The organism is Methylobacterium sp. C1, from assembly GCF_001854385.1.
In the GTDB taxonomy this organism is placed as follows: Bacteria; Pseudomonadota; Alphaproteobacteria; order Rhizobiales; family Beijerinckiaceae; genus Methylobacterium; species Methylobacterium radiotolerans.
Window position 1 is genome coordinate 5,868,376 of record NZ_CP017640.1, and the last position, 20,893, is coordinate 5,889,268.

General features: G+C 71.7%; 30 protein-coding genes. 18 read left to right on the forward strand and 12 right to left on the reverse strand.

Going from position 1 to position 20,893, the window contains the following annotated elements; genetic code table 11:
* The first annotated feature begins 4 nt into the window (after positions 1–4).
* On the forward strand, positions 5–298 hold the full coding sequence (locus tag BKE41_RS26985; protein WP_029361198.1) for a formate dehydrogenase subunit delta: 294 nt from the start codon (positions 5–7) through the stop codon (positions 296–298).
* 227 nt (positions 299–525) lie between these two features.
* Here BKE41_RS26985 and BKE41_RS26990 read toward each other — a convergent pair whose 3' ends face one another.
* Both BKE41_RS26990 and BKE41_RS26995 read right to left on the reverse strand, forming a co-directional pair.
* Entirely contained in the window at positions 526–1,188 is a 663-nt protein-coding gene (locus BKE41_RS26990; protein ID WP_012321908.1) for a 3-oxoacid CoA-transferase subunit B, read from the reverse strand.
* 24 nt (positions 1,189–1,212) lie between these two features.
* Positions 1,213–1,953, reverse strand: a complete 741-nt coding sequence (locus BKE41_RS26995; RefSeq protein ID WP_012321909.1) for a CoA transferase subunit A — start codon at positions 1,951–1,953, stop codon at positions 1,213–1,215.
* A gap of 307 nt (positions 1,954–2,260) precedes the next feature.
* On the opposite strand from BKE41_RS26995, the gene BKE41_RS27000 reads away from it, so the two are divergent.
* Positions 2,261–4,093 (forward strand): AsmA-like C-terminal region-containing protein, encoded by a 1,833-nt coding sequence (locus BKE41_RS27000; protein WP_053622358.1) that lies wholly within the window; start codon positions 2,261–2,263, stop codon positions 4,091–4,093.
* Positions 4,094–4,160: 67 nt separating this feature from the next.
* Entirely contained in the window at positions 4,161–4,940 is a 780-nt protein-coding gene (locus tag BKE41_RS27005) for a DUF1499 domain-containing protein (protein WP_029361197.1), read from the forward strand.
* A 13-nt stretch (positions 4,941–4,953) separates the two neighbouring features.
* Here BKE41_RS27005 and BKE41_RS27010 read toward each other — a convergent pair whose 3' ends face one another.
* Both BKE41_RS27010 and BKE41_RS31815 read right to left on the reverse strand, forming a co-directional pair.
* Positions 4,954–5,874 (reverse strand): MBL fold metallo-hydrolase, encoded by a 921-nt coding sequence (locus BKE41_RS27010; protein ID WP_024828340.1) that lies wholly within the window; start codon positions 5,872–5,874, stop codon positions 4,954–4,956.
* Positions 5,875–6,103: 229 nt separating this feature from the next.
* The gene (locus BKE41_RS31815; RefSeq protein WP_012321913.1) at positions 6,104–6,280 is read right to left on the reverse strand and encodes a hypothetical protein; all 177 of its coding nucleotides are present in this window, start codon (positions 6,278–6,280) and stop codon (positions 6,104–6,106) included.
* Between the two features lie 205 nt (positions 6,281–6,485).
* Here BKE41_RS31815 and BKE41_RS27015 point away from each other — a divergent pair, with 205 nt between their 5' ends.
* On the forward strand, positions 6,486–6,662 hold the full coding sequence (locus BKE41_RS27015; RefSeq protein ID WP_007568853.1) for a DUF1328 domain-containing protein: 177 nt from the start codon (positions 6,486–6,488) through the stop codon (positions 6,660–6,662).
* A 206-nt stretch (positions 6,663–6,868) separates the two neighbouring features.
* Here BKE41_RS27015 and BKE41_RS27020 read toward each other — a convergent pair whose 3' ends face one another.
* The gene (locus BKE41_RS27020; protein ID WP_234741054.1) at positions 6,869–7,207 is read right to left on the reverse strand and encodes a NepR family anti-sigma factor; all 339 of its coding nucleotides are present in this window, start codon (positions 7,205–7,207) and stop codon (positions 6,869–6,871) included.
* A gap of 174 nt (positions 7,208–7,381) precedes the next feature.
* Between BKE41_RS27020 and BKE41_RS27025 the strand changes: the two genes are divergently transcribed.
* A complete protein-coding gene (locus tag BKE41_RS27025; RefSeq protein ID WP_012321915.1) occupies positions 7,382–8,185 on the forward strand; it encodes a response regulator in 804 nt (267 codons plus the stop codon).
* 545 nt (positions 8,186–8,730) lie between these two features.
* Entirely contained in the window at positions 8,731–8,994 is a 264-nt protein-coding gene (locus BKE41_RS27030; protein WP_234741055.1) for a hypothetical protein, read from the forward strand.
* A 164-nt stretch (positions 8,995–9,158) separates the two neighbouring features.
* Here the strand turns inward: BKE41_RS27030 and BKE41_RS27035 are convergent, their stop codons facing one another.
* Positions 9,159–9,347: a KGG domain-containing protein gene (locus BKE41_RS27035; RefSeq protein ID WP_010683678.1), complete on the reverse strand. Its 189-nt coding sequence runs from the start codon at positions 9,345–9,347 to the stop codon at positions 9,159–9,161.
* Positions 9,348–9,587: 240 nt separating this feature from the next.
* Here BKE41_RS27035 and BKE41_RS27040 point away from each other — a divergent pair, with 240 nt between their 5' ends.
* Positions 9,588–9,785 (forward strand): hypothetical protein, encoded by a 198-nt coding sequence (locus BKE41_RS27040; protein ID WP_012321917.1) that lies wholly within the window; start codon positions 9,588–9,590, stop codon positions 9,783–9,785.
* Between the two features lie 16 nt (positions 9,786–9,801).
* On the opposite strand, the gene BKE41_RS27045 is transcribed toward BKE41_RS27040, so the two are convergent.
* Entirely contained in the window at positions 9,802–10,560 is a 759-nt protein-coding gene (locus BKE41_RS27045; protein ID WP_245295855.1) for an electron transporter, read from the reverse strand.
* A 136-nt stretch (positions 10,561–10,696) separates the two neighbouring features.
* On the opposite strand from BKE41_RS27045, the gene BKE41_RS27050 reads away from it, so the two are divergent.
* Positions 10,697–11,140: a Crp/Fnr family transcriptional regulator gene (locus BKE41_RS27050; protein WP_012321919.1), complete on the forward strand. Its 444-nt coding sequence runs from the start codon at positions 10,697–10,699 to the stop codon at positions 11,138–11,140.
* Here the strand turns inward: BKE41_RS27050 and BKE41_RS27055 are convergent, their stop codons facing one another.
* Positions 11,141–11,581 carry a VOC family protein gene (locus BKE41_RS27055; protein WP_012321920.1) on the reverse strand — a complete coding sequence of 147 codons (441 nt, stop codon included), beginning with the start codon at positions 11,579–11,581 and terminating at the stop codon, positions 11,141–11,143.
* Positions 11,582–11,752: 171 nt separating this feature from the next.
* On the opposite strand from BKE41_RS27055, the gene BKE41_RS27060 reads away from it, so the two are divergent.
* Positions 11,753–12,433: a L,D-transpeptidase gene (locus BKE41_RS27060; protein ID WP_012321921.1), complete on the forward strand. Its 681-nt coding sequence runs from the start codon at positions 11,753–11,755 to the stop codon at positions 12,431–12,433.
* A gap of 26 nt (positions 12,434–12,459) precedes the next feature.
* On the opposite strand, the gene BKE41_RS27065 is transcribed toward BKE41_RS27060, so the two are convergent.
* Complete coding sequence (locus tag BKE41_RS27065; RefSeq protein ID WP_071000414.1) at positions 12,460–12,738, reverse strand: hypothetical protein; 279 nt, start codon at positions 12,736–12,738, stop codon at positions 12,460–12,462.
* 222 nt (positions 12,739–12,960) lie between these two features.
* Between BKE41_RS27065 and BKE41_RS27070 the strand changes: the two genes are divergently transcribed.
* On the forward strand, positions 12,961–13,452 hold the full coding sequence (locus BKE41_RS27070) for a thermonuclease family protein (protein ID WP_234741058.1): 492 nt from the start codon (positions 12,961–12,963) through the stop codon (positions 13,450–13,452).
* A gap of 13 nt (positions 13,453–13,465) precedes the next feature.
* Here the strand turns inward: BKE41_RS27070 and BKE41_RS27075 are convergent, their stop codons facing one another.
* Positions 13,466–14,584, reverse strand: coding sequence for an AI-2E family transporter (locus BKE41_RS27075; RefSeq protein WP_071000415.1), 1,119 nt, complete (start codon positions 14,582–14,584; stop codon positions 13,466–13,468).
* 301 nt (positions 14,585–14,885) lie between these two features.
* Here BKE41_RS27075 and BKE41_RS27080 point away from each other — a divergent pair, with 301 nt between their 5' ends.
* From BKE41_RS27080 to BKE41_RS27105, 6 genes are all read left to right on the forward strand, one after another.
* Positions 14,886–15,194, forward strand: coding sequence for an acyl carrier protein (locus BKE41_RS27080; protein WP_012321925.1), 309 nt, complete (start codon positions 14,886–14,888; stop codon positions 15,192–15,194).
* 22 nt (positions 15,195–15,216) lie between these two features.
* The gene (locus BKE41_RS27085; RefSeq protein WP_012321926.1) at positions 15,217–15,696 is read left to right on the forward strand and encodes a 3-hydroxyacyl-ACP dehydratase FabZ family protein; all 480 of its coding nucleotides are present in this window, start codon (positions 15,217–15,219) and stop codon (positions 15,694–15,696) included.
* Positions 15,697–15,703: 7 nt separating this feature from the next.
* Positions 15,704–16,843, forward strand: a complete 1,140-nt coding sequence (locus tag BKE41_RS27090) for a beta-ketoacyl-ACP synthase (RefSeq protein WP_012321927.1) — start codon at positions 15,704–15,706, stop codon at positions 16,841–16,843.
* 370 nt (positions 16,844–17,213) lie between these two features.
* On the forward strand, positions 17,214–17,423 hold the full coding sequence (locus BKE41_RS27095; protein ID WP_012321928.1) for a cold-shock protein: 210 nt from the start codon (positions 17,214–17,216) through the stop codon (positions 17,421–17,423).
* Positions 17,424–17,613: 190 nt separating this feature from the next.
* Positions 17,614–17,916: a DUF6481 family protein gene (locus tag BKE41_RS27100; protein ID WP_234742139.1), complete on the forward strand. Its 303-nt coding sequence runs from the start codon at positions 17,614–17,616 to the stop codon at positions 17,914–17,916.
* Between the two features lie 36 nt (positions 17,917–17,952).
* Positions 17,953–18,153 (forward strand): hypothetical protein, encoded by a 201-nt coding sequence (locus tag BKE41_RS27105; protein ID WP_012321930.1) that lies wholly within the window; start codon positions 17,953–17,955, stop codon positions 18,151–18,153.
* Positions 18,154–18,163: 10 nt separating this feature from the next.
* Here the strand turns inward: BKE41_RS27105 and BKE41_RS27110 are convergent, their stop codons facing one another.
* Positions 18,164–18,652 (reverse strand): GNAT family N-acetyltransferase, encoded by a 489-nt coding sequence (locus BKE41_RS27110; RefSeq protein ID WP_089231450.1) that lies wholly within the window; start codon positions 18,650–18,652, stop codon positions 18,164–18,166.
* Positions 18,649–19,416: an NAD kinase gene (locus tag BKE41_RS27115; RefSeq protein ID WP_020090865.1), complete on the reverse strand. Its 768-nt coding sequence runs from the start codon at positions 19,414–19,416 to the stop codon at positions 18,649–18,651. The genes BKE41_RS27110 and BKE41_RS27115 overlap by 4 nt, the downstream gene beginning before the upstream one ends.
* A 143-nt stretch (positions 19,417–19,559) precedes the next feature.
* Between BKE41_RS27115 and cutA the strand changes: the two genes are divergently transcribed.
* Both cutA and BKE41_RS27125 read left to right on the forward strand, forming a co-directional pair.
* On the forward strand, positions 19,560–19,913 hold the full coding sequence (cutA, locus tag BKE41_RS27120) for a divalent-cation tolerance protein CutA (RefSeq protein ID WP_012321933.1): 354 nt from the start codon (positions 19,560–19,562) through the stop codon (positions 19,911–19,913).
* A 324-nt stretch (positions 19,914–20,237) separates the two neighbouring features.
* Positions 20,238–20,849 carry a hypothetical protein gene (locus tag BKE41_RS27125; RefSeq protein WP_083374461.1) on the forward strand — a complete coding sequence of 204 codons (612 nt, stop codon included), beginning with the start codon at positions 20,238–20,240 and terminating at the stop codon, positions 20,847–20,849.
* The last annotated feature ends 44 nt before the right edge of the window (positions 20,850–20,893 follow it).

Sequence of the window (20,893 nt, forward strand, 5' to 3'; positions counted from 1 at the left end):
CCCGATGAGCGCCGTGACGCAGGCGGACAAGCTCGTCCGCATGGCCAACCAGATCGCCACCTTCTTCCGGTCCTACCCGGAGGAGGAGGCGGTGGCCGGAATCCAGAAGCACATCAAGGCGTTCTGGACGCCCAAGATGATCGCCCATCTCGAGGCTGCCCTGCCGGAGCAGGGCGACCGGGTCGACGGCTACGTCCGGCGGGCGCTGCACGGCGCGGAGCCGGCGGCCGACAGCCCGGTGCGCCCGGCGACCCGGGACCCGCAGCTCGCGGGTGCGGGCGCCAGCGACGCGGGCTGACACGGCCGCGGCCGGACGGACTCACGGGACCGAGCCCCGCGGCCGGGCCTGCACTGACCGCGCGAAACACCTCCTGTTCCGAACGTGGCAGGGGGTGTTTCGCGTCCGAGTCGAGGCGTGAGGGGCGCGTCGGCCGCGTCCGCGGGACCGTTAGACGATCGGTCGTCCGACCCCGGTAACGCGTCCCGCGACGGGCCCGGCGACGTCGGCCGCCGGGCCCAGGGGCGTCAGTTCTTCAGGACGACCGTGAAGTCGGCCTCGGTCTTCCCGCGGATCTCGTCCTCGGTGACGCCGTCGGCGAGCTCGATCAGCCTCATGCCGCCGTCGCCCTTCTTGTCGATCTCGAACACGCCGAGATCGGTGATCACCAGGTCGACCACGCGGGTGCCGGTCAGCGGCAGGTCGCAGGCCTTGAGCAGCTTCGGGCTCTCGGTGCCGTCCTTGTTCTTGGCGACGTGCTCCATCACCACGACGACGCGCTTCACGCCCGCCACGAGGTCCATGGCGCCGCCCATCCCCTTCACCATCTTGCCGGGGATCATCCAGTTCGCGAGGTCGCCGTTGCCGGCCACCTGCATGGCGCCGAGGATCGACAGGTTGATGTGCCCGCCGCGGATCATCCCGAAGGAATCGGCCGAGGAGAAGTAGCTCGTCGTCGGCAGCGCCGTGATCGTCTGCTTGCCGGCGTTGATCAGGTCCGGGTCCTCCTCGCCCTCGTACGGGAAGGGGCCCATGCCCAGCATGCCGTTCTCCGACTGGAGCTGCACCGACATGCCCTCGGGGATGTAGTTCGACACCAGCGTCGGGATGCCGATGCCGAGGTTCACGTAGAAGCCGTCCTCCAGCTCCTTGGCGGCGCGCGCCGCCATCTGCTCGCGGGTCCAGGCCATCGTTCTCGCTCCCTTCCCGTCCGATCAGTGCGTGCCGCCGCCGGCCGCCGCGGCCGGGGTGCTGTCGCCGCGCTTGCGCGTGGTGCGCTGCTCGATGCGCTTGTCGCGCTGCCCGACGTCGATGATCCGCTTCACGAAGATGCCGGGCGTGTGGATCGTGTCCGGGTCGATCTCGCCGGGCTTCACGAGGTGCTCGACCTGCGCCACCGTCATCTTGGCGGCGGTGGCCATCATCGGGTTGAAGTTGCGGGCGGTCATCCGGTAGCGCAGGTTCCCCTCGGTGTCGCCGGTGTGGGCGTGGACCAGGGCGAGGTCGGCGAACAGGCCGCGCTCCATCACGTACTGCTCGCCGTCGAACTCGCGGACTTCCTTGCCCTCGGCGACCTTGGTGCCGACGCCGGTCTTGGTGAAGAAGGCCGGGATGCCCGCGCCGCCGGCGCGGATCCGCTCCGCCAGCGTGCCCTGCGGGTTGAACTCGATCTCCAGCTCGCCGCCGAGATACTGGCGGGCGAACTCCTTGTTCTCGCCCACGTAGGACGAGATCATCTTGGCGACCTGGCGGGTATCCAGGAGCTTGCCGAGGCCGACCCCGTCGATGCCGGCATTGTTCGACACGACCGTGAGGCCCTTGACGCCCGAGAGGCGCACCGCCTCGATCAGCTCGTCGGGGATGCCGCAGAGGCCGAAGCCGCCGCACATCACCATCATGTCGTCGTGCAGGAGGCCGGCCAGGGCGGCGGCGGCATCCGTGTAGACCTTCTTCATCGAACCGTCCTTTTCCCGCCGGATCCGACCGGCCGAAACCTTGGGAAGCGCGTGTCCTCGCGCCTGCTCTCCCCGATTCCGCGCGCGAAATCCAGTGGTGCGCCGCACCGGTCCGTGCGGTCCCGGGCGATCCGTAACCGGCACTGCGTTGGGGAGGGCAGGGCGGCCCTGCGCGGGCGCGGCAGACAAAGCCGGCCGGGGACGCTAAGTTGCCCCCTCGACGTGCAGACCCTGCCGGGCCGTGGCAGCCCGAGGGGCCGGCGCGGCGCCCGGCTTCCGGCCACAGCCGCCGCCCCTTCGGAGCATGATGTCGCTGCGCCGCCCGATCTTCGTCCTCGCTCTCGGGAGCCTGATCGCTGCCGGCCTCGGCCTGCGCGACTGGCCCGTGGAGGACGGCCGGGTCACGGCGTTCGCCCGCCGCGCCTTCGATGCCTACGGCCTCGGTCTGACGCTGGAGGGGCCGGCGCGCCTCGCGGTGCTGCCCTGGCCGCGCCTGACCTTCGACCGCGTCCGGCTCGCCGCCGGTTCCGCCGGCCCGGTCCTGGCGGAGGAGGGCCGCCTGACCATCGACCTCGACCCGCTGAGCCTCCTCGGGGGGCGCGCGGCCGTCAGCGGCCTCCGCCTGGAGGGCGCGCGGCTGTCGGACGATCCCGTCGGCTGGGACGCAGCCCTCGCGCGCCTCGCCGAGCAGGCCCGGTCCGGCGAGACGGCCCGGCCGCGCCGGATCGTCCTGCGCGACGCGCGCCTCGCCGCCGGCGACGCGGCCCGGGATATCGACCTCGACATCGCGTGGCCGCTCTGGGGCAGGGCCGCCGAGGGCCGGGCCAGCCTGATCTGGCGGGGCGTACCGACCCGGATCGCCCTGACTCACCTGCGTCCGGCCGCGTTGGCCCAGCGCCGCGGCAGCCCCTTCACCGCGGAGATCACGTGGCCGAACGGCAGCCTCGCGGCGGACGGAACGCTGGCGCCGCCCGCGGAGGGGGGCGCGCTGCCCGTCATGTCCGGGCAGGTCCGGTTCGAGACGCGATCCCTGCCGGAGAGCCTGGCCTGGATCGGCCGTGACGTGCCGCTGGCGCCGCTCGCCGGGGCCTTCTCGGTCGACGGCCGGTTCGAGACGGCCGAGCGGTCCGTCTCGTGGCCGAGCCTGCGCATCGGCCTGGGCCAGAACGTGCTCGAGGGGGCAGGCGCCGTCGCACTCGGGCCCGGCAAGGCGCCGCGCCTCTCGGTGCAGGCGACCCTGGCGGCCGAGACACTCGATCTCACGCCGCTCGTCGCGGATCTGTCGCGACTCCTCGACCCCGCGCCCGTGTCGATCGCCCTGGCGCCCTTCACGCGGGGCGACCTCGACTTGCGCCTGTCGGCGGCCGAGGGACGCGCCGGCGCGGTCCGGGTGCAGGATCTGGCGGCGAGCGTCCTGGTGCGGGAGGCCGCCCTGGAAGTGGCGGTGAACCGGGCCCGGATCCAGGATGGCACGTTCAAGGGGCGCGTGAACCTGACGAGCGGCGCCGACCCGGCCGCGACCGAGTTGCGCACGCAGGGGAGCCTCGATCGCGTCGATCTCGGCGCGCTCCTCGGCGAGATCGGTGCGGCGCGGTGGGTCATCGGGCCCGTGCAGGGGCATTTCGCCCTCGATTCCAGGGCCCGCGACACGGCCGGGCTGCTGGCGCATCTGAATGGTCGGGCCACGCTCGCCATGGACGGCGGTGCCATCGCCGGCCTCGACCTCGCCGACGTCGTCCACCGCAACGGTGCGGTGGCGTCCGGAGCCCTGGCGCGCCGGAACGGCCGGACGGCCTTCGAGCGGGCCGTGGTGACGCTGCGCTTCGTCGACGGCGTGGGCGAGATCGCCGAATCGGGGCTCCTGGGGCCGAGCGTCGGGGCGACCCTGCACGGTCAGGTCTCGCTGCCGGAGCGGCGGCTCGATGCCAAGGGCGACCTCGTCCTGCGCCCGCCCGGCGACGCCTCCCGCGGGATCCTGTTCGCGGTCACGGGGCCCTGGAGCGCCCTGACGGCCCAGACGGTCGCCCACAGCGAGGCCTCCGATCCGGCCGGCCGGTACGGGGACGCGATGCTCCCCGATCCGCTCAAGCTGCCCGCGACGCTCGGACTGCCCGGCAACGCCCGCGCCTATGCCCCGTGACGGCCGCGCCATGGTGCCGGCCCCGGCCAAGCTCTAAGATCAGGCCTCGAACGCCTCCATGATCCCCATGCGCCGTCTGCTCATCGAGGAACCCGTCACCCGCGCGGGGCCGCTGGCCCGGCGGCTCGCCGTGTTCGCCGTCATCGCCACCGGGATCGCCCTCGTCCTCGTCCGGGATCCGCGCTCCGACACGAACGCCGCCCTCGTGGCCCTCTTGGCCGGACTCGGCGTCGCGCTGCTGGCGGCCGCGGCCGCGATCTTCGCCTTCGTGCGGGTCTGGCGCGAGGGCGCCCGCGGCCTCGGGGCCGCCCTCGCCGGGTTGGTCCTCGCGCTGGCGGTGCTGGGCTACCCCGCCTTCCTGGGCCTGCGCGGCCTGCGGTTGCCCGCCCTGTCTGACATCACCACCGACATCGACAATCCGCCGGCCTTCTCGCGCTCGCGGGCGGCCTTCGCGGCCCGCGGCGGACGCTACCCGGCGGACCCGAGCCCGGCGGCACGCGAGAGCCAGCGCGGCGCCTATCCGCAGATCGCGCCGCTGACCCTCGATATCGGCGCCGACGAGGCGTTCGAACTCGCCCGGCAGGCGGCCCTGAAGCGGCACTGGCAGATCGTCGAGGCGATCCGGCCGGGCGGCCGGACCGGCAACGGCCGGATCGAGGCCGTGGCCCGGGGGCTGATCCTGAACCTGCCCGACGATGTCACCGTGCGCATCCGCCCCCGTGCCGACGGGGCGCGGATCGACGTGCGCTCGGCCTCGCGGCTCGGCGGCCGGGATTTCGGCAGCAACGCCGACCGGATCCGGGCCTATCTCGACGACGTCGCCAACCTCGCCCTCGCGGTGAAGTGAGCCGCCGCGCGCCTCAGGCCGGCGCGTAAGTGCCGTCGAGCCGGGGGGCGCCGTCGCAGGACGCGAGCCCGCGTCCGACCAGATCCTCCAGATGGGCGAAGACCGACAGGGCCGCCGCGCCGCGGAGCCGGGGGTCGAGCCCCTGGTAGATCGCCGCGACGATGTCGGCGATTCGCCCGTCGCCGGCTGCCAGCCGTGCGCGGATCGCCGCCTCGCGCTGGCGGCGGTGCCCGGCCAGTCCCCGGAGGAACCGGGCGGGCTCGCGCACCGGGCCGCCATGCCCCGGCCAGTAGACCGCCTCGTCGCGGCCGCGCAGCTTGTCGAGGGACTCCATGTAGGCCCGCATCGCGCCGTCCGGCGGGGCCACGATCGTCGTCGACCACGCCATGACGTGGTCGCCCGAGAACAGCGCCCGCGCCTCCGGCAGCGCGAAGGCGAGATGGTTCATCGTGTGACCGGGGGTCTCGACGGCCACGAGGGTCCAGCCCGGGCCGGACACGGCGTCGCCCTCCACCATGATCCGTTCCGGCGCGTGCGCCCGGTCGGCGCTCGCGTCGAGCATCGGGGTCTCCGCTTCCGACAGGGCCCGCGCGGCCCTGTGCGGCGCGCATCCGACGATCGGCGCGCCGGTGCGCGCGGCGAGCAGCCTTGCTCCGGGCGAGTGATCCCGATGGGTGTGGGTGACCACGATGGCCTCGACCCGCTCGGTGCCGAGATCCTGAAGCAGCGCGTCGACATGGGCCGGATCGTCCGGGCCCGGATCGATCACCGCGACGCGCTCCTGGCCCACCACGTAGGTGCAGGTGCCGCTCGCCGTGAACGGGCCGCCGTTCGGCGCGACCCGTCGGCGGATCAGCGGCGCGACCCGGTCCAGCCGGCCGGCCGGAGGCATCGAGGGATCGAAGGTCAGGGTGGTCTCGTCGGTGTCCGCCATCGCGATCCCGTGCGATCGAAACGGCGGTTCCATGGACGCTCGGCGGCCGCGTGGCAATCACCCCGAAGGCTGTGCGGATCGGCGGCCACGGCAAAGGGAGTGTCGGTCGCCGTCAGGACCCGTCCGCGGTGCTGGCCATCGCGGCCGGGGTGGCGATCCCACCGCGCGCCGAGCCGGATGGACGCGGAGGGGGCCGCGTCCGATCCCGCGGGGCGCGCCCGCCGTGCGGTCAGTCCTGCCGGCGCGGCTGGCGCGCGCGCACGCGGACCGGTACGGGCGCCGGTGCCGGCACGAGTCCGAGCGCGGCCGCGCGCAGGGCATCGCCGGCCCTGTCGACGATCTCGGTCACGCGCGCCGCCATCGCGGCGGCCTTCGATCGAACGGCACTCTTGGCAGATTGCAGCATCGCAAATCCCGGATCGAGCCTGGAGACCTATCTTCGAACGCTAGCGCCCCTGTCTCGTTCCGTCACCCCGTGTCGCGGACGGCGCGCGCGGCCGTAGGGACTCACAGGACTTCGCAATAGGGGCGGAACCGGAGCTAAACCTTGGCGTTTTCGTGTTCAGAACGACGCGGCCCGCCCGCGTTGGTACTTTCTAAGGATACGAACCATGCTCGGTTGGGCCGTAACTTTTCTCGTCGTCGCCCTCGTGGCCGCTCTGCTTGGCTTCGGCGGCATCGCCGGCACCGCTATGGAAGCGGCCAAGCTGGTGTTCTTCGTGGCGATCGTCCTGTTCGCGATCTCCGCCGTCGTCGGCCTGATGCGGGGCCGTTCGCCGACCCTCTGACGACTGACCGGATATGCCGGCCCCGAACGCGGGCCGGCGCACGGGCACGCAGGAGAAGCCGTCGCCTCAGGGCGGCGGCTTCTTCCGTCGGGATGATGCCGCCGCGCGCGATGGTGATTGGCCGGGCCGGTCTCCACGATCGTGTGAGGACAGGTGGGGGCGGTCCGAGCGCTGCTCGCATGCAGGCCGATCAATGCGTCGGCGGCTCAGCCCTTGCGGTCGGCGCTGTCGAGCTGTGCGATCAGCTCGGCGAAGCGGTCGGGGACCGGCTGCTGCGTGACCGTGTCGTACATCGCGCGCAACTGCGCGGCGATGCGATTGCGGGTCTGATCGCTCAGGCCGTTCCTGCTCCGGGCGCGGTCGGGCTGGTCGGAAGCGGATGCGTCACCGGAGCTGTTCTCGGGCGCCGATGAGCGATCCGAAGCAGTCTCGGCGTGCGGGTCGCGCGCGCGAAGACCTGCCTCCTTCCCCTGGTCCACCATCAACACGCCCCTTGTTGCCGAAGTCGGCCCGGCCGCATTGTGCTGCGGCTCGACATACGCCATGGCTGCGCCGGCAACGCCTGCGCGCCGGCATCGGTTCCGCCGGGGGGTGGAACGGAGTGCGGGCCTCCGCGTTGGGCGGTAGGCTGCGCAGGACACAGAGCCGGCCCCGGCAGGCCCTCGGTAACGGATCGAGGCGCTCGCGGCCGGGCAACACGGCGAGGCACAGGGGATCGAATGTCGACATCGCAACTCGTGGTACAGCACCTGCCGTACCTGCGCCGCTACGCGCGCGCGCTCACGGGTAGCCAAGTGGCGGGTGACGCGTACGTCGCCGCCACCCTGGAGACCCTCGTCAACGAGCCGGACACGCTCGGTCGCAGCACCAACATCAAGGCCGACCTGTTCCGCGTCTTCACGCGGATCTGGAACTCGCTCTCGGTCAACGGCCGCAGCGAGCAGGTTCAGCACGACCTGCCTGCGGAGGTGCGCCTCGGTCAGATCACGCCGCTGCCGCGCCAGGCCTTCCTGCTCTCCTGCCTCGAGGGCTTCTCGGAGGAGGACGCGGCCATCATCCTCGGCGTGGACGTGTCCGAGGTTCGCGACCTCGTCGACGAGGCCGGCCGTGAGCTCGCCGCCGACATGGCGACCGAGATCCTCATCATCGAGGACGAGCCCCTGATCGCGATGGATCTGGAGGCTCTGGTCGAGGGTCTCGGCCACAACGTCATCGGCGTTGCCCGCACCCGTACCGAGGCGATCAAGATCGCCGGCGAGGGCAAGCGCCCCGGCCTGATCCTGGCCGACATTCAGCTCGCCGACGGCTCCTCCGGCCTCGACGCGGTGAACGACCTCCTGAAGTCCTTCGAGGTGCCGGTGATCTTCATCACCGCCTATCCGGAGCGCTTCCTCACCGGCGAGCGGCCCGAGCCGGCCTTCCTCATCGCCAAGCCGTTCCAGCCCGCCAACGTCTCGGCGGTGATCAGCCAGGCGCTGTTCTTCCAGCAGACCGCCCGTCGGCGCGAGGCCAAGACGGCCTGAGGCCGGCCTGTAGGGTCGCGCCCGGGGTTCGCCCGGGCCGCCCGCGACCGGGAACGGTGGCAACAAAAAACCCCGGCGCGAGCCGGGGTTTTTTGTTGCCTGGCCGCCGCCCGTGTCCGGAAGCGCGCAAAAAAACGGGCCGGAGAAGGCTCCAGCCCGTCGCGAAGGTTCCGGCCGATGCACAAGGGGAATGCGGGGAGGACCAGGTGGCCGGGTGCAGAGGGAACGGGTGCCGGCCCAGGAGGTTCCAGGGCGGGCGATTTTTCGTAGCGAGTGGTTTTTCGGCAACGGTTCGGGTCTGTGGATAGCGGGCGTGCGCCGCCGCACCAACGGCCGAGCTGCGTTCGAATACTCAGGATGCGTAGACGCGGCACAGTCTAGGAACCTGCGATTGCAGGGCGCGTTGTACGAACATCCTGTCAAGCTCTCGCGATGAGGTCGGGGCGATGCTGCGGTCTGGTTTCATTCTGGGCGTGAGTGCTCCTGCCGCTCTTCTCACCGTTCTGATCCAGCCGGTGGTTCGCGACACGGCGGATCGCTGGACGATGCCGGTTCCCACGGCTCAGACCGTTCAGGCCCCGCTGCCCGGAATGCGCCCGGTCTCCCTGTCGATCAGCCCGACGCGGGTGGCGGGCGTGCAGCGGCTCGAGAGCCGGAACGCGCCCGTCGCGGGTGAGGCCCAGGATCTCGAGATCAAGCCGATCCTGCGGCAGCCGCCGCGGCGGATGCGCGAGGGGTGCGAGGCGGCCCTGAGTTCACTGGTCGGCCCCGAGGCGCGGCGCATGACCCCCGGCCGCTGCATCTCCTGATCGGCGCCGACGGGAGTCCCACAGCAAAAGGCCCCGCCGTTTCGGCGGGGCCTTTTGCTGTGTGAACGACGCTGGCGGGACTCTCTCGGCCCGGGGCCGGAATCGAGAACGGCGCCGGTCCCGGGGGACACGGCGCCGCTACGCGGTTCGGTTCGGCAGCGGCCTCACTCGGCCCGGCCGGTCCCCGTGGACTGGCCACCCTTGCGGCCGGCGGACGAGGCGAGCTCACGGTCCTGCGAGAAGGAGCGCTTCTCGGCCGGCACGCTGCGGCCGCCCTTGCTGGCGATCTCGCGCTGCCGCTCCAGATCCATCGAGGCAAAGCCCCGCTTCGAGGTCGAATTCCCGGATGCCATCAGTTCCTCCTCAGGCTTCGCTTCACCCCGCAACAACCTTCAGCAATAACCAAGGTTCCTATCCTGAGACCTGCTCAAGCTTCCGCCAGCTAAGCTTGGCAGCAACCCGGACTTGTGTCCCGCGTTGGTCGACATTCGACGCTGGTTGATGTCCGCGTTCGCTCCGGCTGCCCCGGAGGTTCGGCGGCTTGTTCCGGGTGGATGGCGCCGCCGCGCGGCGCGAGGGAAAGGTTTTCGCGTATGACGAACCGCAACATGGTCAAGGATGAGGCCTCGGCGCCGCGGCCGAACACGCCACCGCTGCCGCCGATGCCCGCGCCGGAAGATTCCGCCACGCCGACCACGCGCGAGGAGCCGACGGATTCGCCGCACCTGAATGCCAGTCTCAAGCGCGACGCGCCCCCTCCCGGCGGTCTGGGCCTCGCCACGAAGCGCTGAGTCGGACGGAGAGGTCTCAGGCCTGACGCCGGCGCGCGAGGCGCGTCAGGCCCGCGATCAGAAGGGCGATTGCCAGGATCGTGACGATCCCGGCTACCGTCAGGATTCGCTGGATCAGCGGCGTGTAGATACCGCGCGCGGCATCGTAGCCGTAGCAGAGCAGGGTGAGCCGGTCGGCGATGCTGCCGATCCGGCCTTCTCCGGCCTCGATCAGGGCGAGGCGGAGGTCGCGCCCGGTCAGCGCCAGGGGCGACAGGACCCGCGACAGCCGGCCGTCGGCGGCGAGGAGAAGCGCCGCCGCGGGATGCGCGAAGCTGTCGGTCCCAGCATCGTACACCGCCTTGTAGCCCAGCGCGCCGGTGAGGCGCGCCAGCGCGCCGTCCGACACGAGGAGTGCCCGGGGCCGGACGGTCTTCGCCCGGTCCCCGAGGGTCTCGGCCAGCATGCGGCGCGCGGCCGCGGCGTCGTCGCGCGGGTCGATCCCGACCAGCACGAGGGTGTAGTCGTCGATCGGAAGGCCCGTGGCCGCCAGGGCGTCCGCCGACATGGACAGCATCGGGTCGCAGACATTCCCGCAGGTGTAGTCCACCGGTAGCAGGAGGGCCGCGCGGCCCCCGACGGCCTGCCCCAGAGTGGTCGTACGATCGGTGCGCGCGTCGGTCGCGGCGAGGTCGAGCGGGGCCCGGGCACCCGGGGGCGGCGCGACCGCGACGCGGGCGAGATCGGCCTGGACGAGGCGTGCCGCGGCCGGGCCCGAGGCCAGGGCGAGGCCCACCGTCAGGACGGCGCCCAGACCACACCGACAGGTTGCGGCAGGCGCGGGGCTGGACAAGTGCCTGACGAACCGCATGGATAAGCGCGCCCGTCCGGCCCCGCCGTCCTGGGCGTGAGACCCGTCGCGGAGCCCCCGAATGACCCTCGACACCGAGGTTTCCTCCCTGAAGCAGGTGCCGCTCTTCCGCGAGGTGGAGCCGGCGCGCCTGAAGCTCCTCGCCTTCACCAGCGAGCGGGTGCATTTCGAGCCGGGGCAACGCTTCTTCGCCCGCGGCGACGTGGCGGATGCGGCCTACGTGATCCTCTCGGGCACGGCGGAGGTCAGCATCGACGGTCCCGCCGGGCCGGTGCGGCTGGCGCTCCTCGGCCAGGACGCCCTCGTCGGTGAGATGGGCATCCTGGCCGAGCAGCCCCGCTCCGCCACCGTGACGGCGCAATCCGCGGTGACCGCCCTGCGCATCGACCGCGGCGTGTTCCTGGAACTCCTGGCACAGTTTCCGCAGATCAGCATCGCCCTGATGCGCGTGCTGGCGCTGCGGCTGGAGCAGACCAATCAGGCGCTGGCCGAGAGCCGGGGCTGATCATCCCGCGTAGGTGATGAACTCCAGGAGCGAGCCGTCCGGATCCCGGAAGTAGACGCTGATCCCCGCACCCGCGGCGCCGTGCCGCTCCACCGGGCCGAGTTCCACCGGGACCCCGGCGGCCTCGAGATGCGCGATCGCGGTCTCGATCGCGCCCGACCAGCGGAAGCACAGGTCGCTGTTGCCCGGCTGGACGGGAGTCGCCGCCACCGGCACGGCCTCGACGCCCGGGCCGTGGCAATTGAGCTGGACGCCGCCGAACCGGTAGGCGAAGCCGGCGCCGCGCTCGACGATCTCGGCACCCACCACGTCCCGGTAGAAGGTGTTGGAGCGCGCCCAGTCGCTGACGTGGATCACGCAGTGATCGAGGTGAATCGCCGGTCTGAGCGGGACATCCGGGGCGACCGTCGCCTCGGTCGGAAGAGTTTCGGTCTCGGGCATCGCTCACCTCCGCGCCGGGCGCAATAGAGCGCCTCTGCGATTCAGAATTAGGGCGCAACCGTGGCCGCGGGAGCGGCCCGCGCGCGGCCGGCTGCGGCGGAAAAGCTACATCGTCACAGGCGCGGAGACGGTAGGCATGGCGCGACGACCGTATCCCGCACGACAGGACCTATGATCGCCACGCTTCCCTCGGCCTGGAGCCGCCTGCGCCGGATCGTTCTCTCGCGAGTCCTCCTCGCCGTCGTGGCGATCGCCCCCCTGGCGGCGTGCCAGACCCGTCCGGTCCAAGTTGCCCAGGACGACGAGTCGGCCTGGTACATCGGCAGCAAACCCGACAAGCCCTTCGATATTCCGCTGGTCGACACGCAGCGCCTCGATCCGAAGTATCGCCGGCAGCAGGTCAGCTACAACGGTCCCGAGCAGCCGGGGACGATCGTGGTCGACATCGACAAGCGTCAGCTCGTCCTCGTCCAGGCCGACGGCACGGCGATGCAGTACGGGGTCGGTGTGGGCAAGGCCGGCTTCTCCTGGAAGGGCGAGGCGCGGGTCGGGCGCAAGGGCGTCTGGCCGGACTGGAGCCCGACCGTCACGATGGTCTCGCTGCATCCCGACCTGCCGCGCACCCGGAAGGGCGGCCTGGACAACCCCCTCGGCGCCCGCGCCCTCTACCTCTACCAGGGCAACCGCGACATCCTGTTCCGCATCCACGGCACCAACGAGCCCTGGAGCATCGGCGAGCAGATGTCGTCGGGCTGCGTCCGGATGCTGAACGAGGATATCGCCGACCTGTACGAGCGCGTGCCGGTGGGCACCCGCGTTCTCATCAAGCGCAACGGCAAGTACCGGACCTGAGCGGCCGACGCCGATCGCCGGGCCGGTCAGCCGGCCGGCGCTGCCGCGGCGGACGCGTCGCGGACCTCTCCGGAGACGCGTCCGGCGAGGCGGTCCAGAGCTGCACGGTCCAGGCCGCCACCGTCCGCGGCGGGCCCGCCCGGCCGACCGTCCGGCGCCATGCCGTCGCTGGCCAGCACCGCGGCGGCGGTCAGGCTGGGTCCGGTCCTGCCGGTCGGCCGCTCCGGACCGATCTCGAAGCCGGCCCAGACCAGGAGAGCCGCGCACAGGGCCAGGCTGGCCAGCAGGGTCTTGAGGAAGGTCATGACTCATAACGAGCGGCTCCGGGCCGTCGTTCCGTTGCCAAGCTTCGCTCCGGCGGGCGGAACGCTTTGGCAACCATGACGGCCGAAACTCGGCGGCGCGCCTGCGAGGCCGATTCGGTCGCCCGGCAAATTCGCCACATTGGCCGGGCACCGTCTCGGGCTCGACGAACTCGTCACCAGATTCTCGCCACCCGCGTGGACATCCCCGTTATGATCAGACCGATGCTTGCCCTGCTCCTCCTCTGCGGCCCCGCGGCCGCGGCCGGGACGGTCAGCGGCCCGGCGACCGTCATCGACGGCGACACGATCGAGGTGCAGGGCACGCGCATCCATCTCTACGGCATCGACGCCCCCGAGACCGCGCAGAGCTGCGAGACCGCCAAGGGGCGGGAGTATCGCTGCGGCCGCGAGGCCGCGCAGGCCCTGCGCGCGCGGATCGGCGGCGGCGTGGTCACCTGCGAGCGGCGCGAGGGCACTGTCGCCGGCCGCGTCGCCGGGATCTGCCATGTCCAGGGCGAGGATCTGTCCGCCTGGATGGTGGGCCAGGGGCTGGCGCTGGCCAGCCGCCAGGTGACAGCCCCCTACATCCGGCAGGAGGGCCACGCCTGGGCGACCCGCCGGGGCATCTGGGCCGGCACCTTCGAGAAGCCGGCCGACTGGCGCCAGGATCGGCGCCGGGTCGAGGCCGCGGCCGGGACGAGCGCGGCCGACTAGCGGCTCGCGCGACTCAGGCCGTCGCGTCCTGTCCCTCGGTGAATTCTCGCCACAGCAGGACCAGGGCGGCCATCACGGCCGGCCCGACGAACAGGCCGAGCAGCCCGAAGGTCTCGACGCCGCCGAGGATGCCGAGGAGCACCCACAGGAAGGGCAGCTTGGTCGTGCCGCCGATCAGCGCCGGACGGATGAAGTGGTCGGCCACGAAGGTCACGACGAGGCCCGCCGCCGCCACCACCAGAGCGGCCGTCACCGACCCCGCCGCCACAAGGAGGAGCGCCGCGAAGGCGATCGCCACGGCGGCGCCGAAGGGGATCATCGCCGCCACCGCCGTGAACGCGCCGAGCAGAACGGGGTGGGGCACGCCCGCGAAGTGGTAGACGATCCCCAGCACGAAGCCCTCGCCGAGGCCCACCAGCACCAGCCCGTCGACCGTGCCGTGCACCGAGGCCACCATCTGGCGGGCGACGCGCTCGCCGCGCGGTCCGAACAGGCGGTGGCAGGCGGTGAGCGACTGGTCCCGAACCGTCCGCCAGTCGCGGAACAGGAAGAACAGCGCCACGAGGCTGAAGCCGAACAGCACGATCCGGTGCACCACCTCGCGGCCGACATTGCGCGAGGCGCCGAGCACCGAGTGATTCTCGAAGCGGCGCAGCAGATCGGAGCCCGCCTGCGCGTGGCCCAGATTGTCGTTCCACCACGCGGTCGCCTGCGCGGCGCCGTAGGGCAGGTGCTGCAGGAATTCCGGAGCCGGGATGCCGTTCGCCTCGGCGTTCCGGACGAACTCCGCCACGTCGTGGGCCTCGCGGGCGGCCTGGATGCCGAGGATCGCGAGCGGCGCCAGGAAGACCAGCGCCACGGCCGCGGTCATCAGCGTGGGCAGCAGGATGTTGTGCTTGCCCGGCGGGAAGCGGTGCTCCAGCCGCTGGTAGATCGGCCAGAGGGCGATCGCCAGGACCACCGCCCAGGCGAGCGCCGGCAGGAACTCGTGCAGGATCCAGAGGCCCAGGGCCGTCAGGGCCAGGACCAGCAGGACGCGGGCCGCCCCCTGGGAGCGCGCGCGCTCCTGCGGCGGCAGCGGCGGCGTCTCGATCCGCGCCGGCGGCGCGGCGGGCTTGGTGATCGGTGGCATCCGTCTGGTCTCCTGAGGACGCGCCTCGTCTCGCCGTCAAGCTAGGGCCCGCGCGTCCGGAGCGTACGCGCGCCCCCGCACCGGGCAGCGCACGCCTGTGGACAGGCGCTGAAACGCCGGGGAAGCGCCGCGGTTGCCGCTTCTGACACCCTCGTGTAGAGGTCGCCGCCATTCGACCGGGCCGCGTTCCAGGGCCCGTCCACGCGTAGGGCGGCCGCGCGGGGCGCTTGCGCCGGGCTGCCCGGGCGGCGAGGGGGCTCCCGCACGACCGATCCGGAACTCGAACAGCCCGCGAGTAGACATGTCCGACGAGCCCGTCCACGGCAGCGCCACCTTCGAGCGCGTGGCCGACATCATAGCCGAGACCGCCGACATCCCGCGGGACAAGATCACGCCCGAGAGTCACGCCATCGACGACCTCGGCATCGACAGCCTCGCCTTCCTCGACATCGCCTTCGCGGTGGACAAGGCCTTCGGGATCAAGCTGCCGCTCGAGCGGTGGACCCAGGAGGTGAACGAGGGCAAGGTCCCGGCCGAGGAGTACTTCGTCCTCAAGAACCTGTGCGCGCGCATCGACGGCCTCGTGGCCGAGAAGGCCGCCAAGGTCTGAACCAAGGCCGATCCGACCCGTCATGCGCCTCGAATATTTCGAGATGATCGATTCCGTGCGGCTCCTCGACAGGGCCGCCGGCCGCATCGAGGCGCTCGCCCGGGTTCCGATGGCGAGCCCGGTCTTCGAGGGGCATTTCCCCGGCCATCCCCTCGTGCCGGGGGTGCTCCTGACCGAGACGATGGCCCAGGCCTCCGGGTACCTCGTGCTCGCCCATCTCGACTTCGCCCGGATGCCGTTCCTCACCGGGGTCGACAAGGCGCGCTTCCGGTCCTTCGTCGGGCCCGGCGCGGACCTCCTCGTCACGGCGACCCTGGAGCACGACGGCTCGGGCTACGCGGTGACCAAGGCGGCGATCAGCCACGACGGCAAGGCGCTGTGCGACGCGGAGCTCCGCTTCCGCACCATGCCGTTCCCGGACGGGCTCGACGCGCCGATGCGCGAGCGGGCGCGGACGATCGGCCTGTTTCCCGATTCGGCGCCGGCCGAACGCGAGCCCTGAGTCAGCCATGAGCCGCCCCGTCGTCGTCACCGGCCTCGGCCTCGTCTCCTGCGCGGGTGAGGGCGTCGACGCCCACCTGGCCGCCCTCGCCGGGGAGGCTGCCCCGCGCACCGACAGCGAGACCTTCGCGCCCTATCCGGTCCATCCGGCCCCGGCGATCGCGTGGGACGGCCAGATCCCCAAGCGCAGCGACCAGCGGCAGATGGAGGCGTGGCAGCGGCTCGGGGTCTACGCCGCCGGCCTCGCCCTCGACGAGGCGGGCGTGAAGGACGACGCCGCCTTCAAGCAGGCGCTTCACCTCGTCGTGGCCGCGGGCGGCGGCGAGCGCGACTACGCGGCGGACGGCGCGATCCTGACCGGTCTGCGCGACGCCGCAGATCCGGGCGCCTACCTGAATGAGCGCCTTCAGAACGATCTCCGTCCGACGCTGTTCCTCGCCCAGCTCTCGAACCTGCTCGCCGGCAACATCGCCATCGTGCACGGGGTGACGGGCGCCTCGCGCACGTTCATGGGCGAGGAATCCGCCGGCGTCGACGCCCTGCGGATCGCCCAGGCGCGGGTGGCTTCGGGCCAGATCGACGCGATCTTGGTCGGCGGCTCCTACAGCGCCGAGCGGCCGGACGTTCTGGTGATCCACGAGATGGGCGGCTATCTCGCCCGCGACGCCTACCGCCCGGTCTTCGCGCGGGGCGACGCGGGTGGCGAGGCGGGCGGGTTCATCCTCGGGAGCTGTGCGGCCTTCCTGATGCTCGAATCCGCCGCGCACGCCGCCGCCCGCGGCGCCCGCGCCCTGGCCCGGCTGGAGCCGGTGGCGAGTGACCGGACCCGGCGCGTGCCGGGCAGCGTCGCCGGCAGCCTCGAGACCCTCTGGCGGCGGGCTGGCCTCTCGGCTCCCGACCACGTCCTGTCCGGTGCCACCGGCGTCGCCCCGATCACCGCGGAGGAGCGCGCGGCGCTGGCGCAGCTCGCGCCGCGCGCGCGCCTGCGTGCCCTCGGGGACGTGATCGGGCACGGGCTCGAGGTGGCGGCGCCCTTCGGGGCGGCGCTCGCCGCCGCCCTCGTCGCCGACGGCCGCGCCCGCGAGGTCGCCGTGACCGCCGTCGGCCACCGGCGCGGCGAGGGTGTCCTGCGCCTCGTCCCGGCCTGAGCGAACCCGCCGCCCGGGTGCGCGTCGGCCGCGTCCGATCGTCCGGTCGGCAGCACAGGTTTCGCGCGGCCGCGCCGCATCGAAATCCCTTATCCCGTTGTTCAAGCGACCGTTCTGGCGCTGCTCAACCGGAATTTGCGGAAAGAATTTCCCGCATCGCTGCGGCGCTGGCCGGGGGAAATATTTCCCCGCGCTTGCCAAAGAACCGCCGGCGGTCTACTTCTACCGCATCGGCACGTGTCCGGATATCTTGGACCGTTACGCCTTCGCAGGGCGGTTCTGACTTTCCTATCGCTATCGGTCGATGCCGGCGCCCGCTCCTTCGGGAGGGCGCCATCTCTCACTATGCCTGCGAAGATCAAGGACTTCCATGAGCACCGGAACCGTCAAGTGGTTCAACGAGACCAAGGGCTACGGCTTCATCCAGCCGGATGACGGCGGCAAGGACGTGTTCGTCCACATCTCGGCCGTCGAGCGCGCCGGCCTGCGCGGCCTGAACGAGGGCCAGAAGGTCTCCTACGAGCTGGAGACCGACCGTCGCAGCGGCAAGCAGTCCGCCGGTCAGCTCCAGACGGCCTGATCGCCGTCCTCAGCGTTTCTCCGGAAGCCGCTCCTCTGGGAGCGGCTTCTTCGTATCTGCCGTCGTGTTTCTACTTTCCCCTCTGCGGGTGACGGTCTTCGCCGCACCTGATCCAGGAGTGTCTGTGAGCTTTTTGAACAAGCAGGGTGTCGCCGATCGCCTCGAGACCGCCGCCAAGGCGCGCTCCGAGATGCTGGCCCGGTTCCGGGCGCGCCCGTCCGCCGATGACCCGGCCGTCCTCGCCCGCCAATCCGCCCGCCGCGCGGTGGTCGATGCCCGCGAGGCCCGCGCGGCCGAACGCGCTGCCCAGCGTCAGGCCGAGATCGAGCGCGCCGCCGCCTTGGCCGAGGCCGAACGCCTCGCCGAGATCGAGCGCAAGCACGCCGAGCAATTGGCCGCCCAGGAGCGCGCCAAGGCGCTGCAGGCCGAGCAGAAGGCCCAGCGCGACGCGCGCTATCTCGCCCGTAAGGCGAAGGCTCAGAAGAAGCGCTGAGGCGCGACCGCAGCCATACCTGTCCAGGAGCCCGGCATGTCCCACAAGTTCAAGATCGGCGAGCGCGTCTGCCGACCCCGACTGGGCATCCCGGGCGAGACGGGCGAGGGCGAGGTGTTCGAGATCCTGCGGCTCATGCCGGAGGATCAGACCGGCGAGCCGAGCTACCGGATCCGCACGAAGACCGGCGAGCGGGCGATCCGCGAGGGCGACCTCGTCGCGGCCCCGCGGCCCTGATCCGGGCGCCTCAGAGCGTCCGGAACATCACCAGCGCGTCGACCGGCCCGAGGTCCGGGTGCCGGAAGGCGCCCGGTAGCCGGCCGACCACATCGAAGCCGAAGCTCTCCCACAGGCGAACGGCCCGGACGTTCGTGCTCACCACGAAGTTGAACTGCATCGCCGTGAAGCCCCGCGCCCGCGCCCGATCGAGGGCGTGCGCGCACATGGCCCGGGCGACGCCGCGGCCGAGAGCGGCCGCGCCGGTCATGAAGCCGCAATTGGCGACATGGGCGCCCCCGCCCGCCTGGTTTGCGCGCAGATAATACGTGCCGAGCACCGTGCCCGCCTCCTCGGCCACGAAGGTCTCGCGGTCGGGGCCGGTCCAGTACGCGAGGGCCTCGGCCTCGCCGAGGTCGCGGTCCAGCGCGTAGGTCTCGCCGGCCCGGATGGTCGGCACGATGATGCCGGTGATGGCCGCGTGGTCGGCCGCCCGCGCGGCCCGGATGTGCAGACTCACCCGAATTGCTCCCGCAGGATGCGCTCGTCGAGGCTGTGGCCGGGATCGTGCAGCAGCACCAGCTCGGTGGCCCGGTCGAGGGACGTCTCCACCGTGCAGACCCGGCGGAACTCCGTGTGGTCGGCGACCGCCGCGACCGGGCGGTGGGGCGCGTCGAGCACGTCGATCCGGATCCGCGCGTAGTCCGGCAGAAGTGCGCCGCGCCAGCGTCGGGGGCGGAAGGCCGAGATCGGTGTCAGCGCCAGAAGCTTGGCGTCGAGCGGCAGGATCGGTCCCCCGACCGACAGGTTGTAGGCCGTGGAGCCCGCCGCGGTGGCGACGAGCACGCCATCGGCGATCAGCAGGTCGAGCCGGACATTGCCGTCGACGGCGATCTTCAGCTTGGCGGTCTGGTGGGTCTGGCGCAGCAGGTAGACCTCGTTGATCGCCCGCGCCCGGTGGGATCGGCCCTCCGTATCGAGCACGTCCATCACGAGCGGGTGGATGACGCTGCGCTGGGCATTCTCCAGATGCTCCAGGAGATCGTCGTCGCGGAACTCGTTCATCAGGAAGCCGACCGTGCCGCGGTTCATCCCGTAAATCGGCTTCGGGTGGTCCATGAAGCGGTGCAGCACCTGGAGCATCAGTCCGTCACCGCCCAGGGCCACGACGACGTCGGCCTCCTCGGGCGGGACGTGGTCGTAGCGCCGCATCAGCGCGGCCGCGGCCTCGCGGGCGTAGCCGGTCGGGCTCGCCACGAAGGCGATCTTCTGGAAGCGCGGCATGGATCAGGCGCAGCCGCGCAGGCGCGTCGGGATCGCCTCAGGGTTCACGTCACGGCTCCAGTCTGGCGAGCGAACCGCCCGGTTGACGTCCTTACCCGGCATGCGCCTCACTCCGCGAGCACACGCGCCGACGGAGGCATAGCATGGAGCGTCCGCTCCTCGTCTACACCACCTTCCCCGACCTCGCCTCGGCGATGAACATCGGCGAGGCCCTGGTCCGCGAGCGTCTCATCGCCTGCATCAACGTGTTTCCGGGCATGCAGTCCGTCTACAGCTGGAAGGGCGCGGTGGAGCGTGGCGCCGAGGTCGCGGCCATCCTCAAGAGCCGCGAGGGGCTGGCCGACGCGCTGGCGGTCGCGCTGAAGGCGCGCCACCCCTACGATACGCCGATCATCCTGCATCTGCCGGTCGCCGGGGCGGACGCCGACACCGCTGCCTGGATCCTGGCGGAAACGCGGCCCTGCGGGCCGGCCGGCGCCGGGCCTCAGGCGGACTGACCCACCCGACCGAGCCGCATCGCTTCCGCCCCGGCCGGTCCTGGCAAGGCCCCGGACCGCCGGGCAGACGCCTGTGGACAAGCGCGCCGCGCCGCCGGTACGGTCGCCTCGACGGCCCATCGGAGAGCAGTACCGACGCCGCGCCCGTGAAGCCCGATATGTGTGAACAAACCCTGTTCATCCGCGAGTATAGTATCCAGAATAGATCTATGATCATAAGCAATCGTTCCAGGCAAGCTGGGTGGTATATTGCGTTCTCTCGATCCGAAGACCTAGAAAATCTTCGCGCGTTCGCCGTGCGCGAGACGGCGCGGAGGGGAAATCATGGGATGGTTCAGGAATGCTGGGCGGGTCGAGCTGGCCCTGCTCGCGTCGGCCATAAGTGTTTTGCACGCGCACGCGGCCGGGGCGCCGAAGAGCGAGCCGCTGATGACCATCGCGCCGGCGCCGTCCGGTCCGGCTGGCCTCGCATCGGCCGACCCGCCCGCCTTGCGGTACGGGGTGCTCTATGCCGACGACAAGGGCCACAGCCATGTCCAGTATTGCGACCTGAAGAACTTCATCTTCAAGAGCTACGCGCCTCCGGCAGCGCCGCAATATGTCGGCTTTCCGCCGGGTGAGGTGACGTCGATCAAGTACGCGGTCCTGCCGGTCGGCTATGTCGGCACGTGGCACACGGCGCCGGGTCCCCAATGGGTGATCACCCTGTCGGGCCGCTGGTCCGTGGAGGCCACGGACGGGGCTGTGCTGGAGCAGGGCCCCGGGGAGGTGGAGTTCAACGCCGACATGGGATCGACGCCGCAGGGGCCCGAGGGCCACGTCGGACACCTGACCCGGCAGGTCGGCGACGTGCCGAACGTCCAGCTCATCGTCTCCCTGAAACCGCAGGCCGGGAAGGCCCGCTCCACCGATCCGTGCCAGCCGTCCCAGCCGTGAGGCCCGGGCGCGGGCCGGCACCCTCTGGTCCGCCGGCCCGCGCG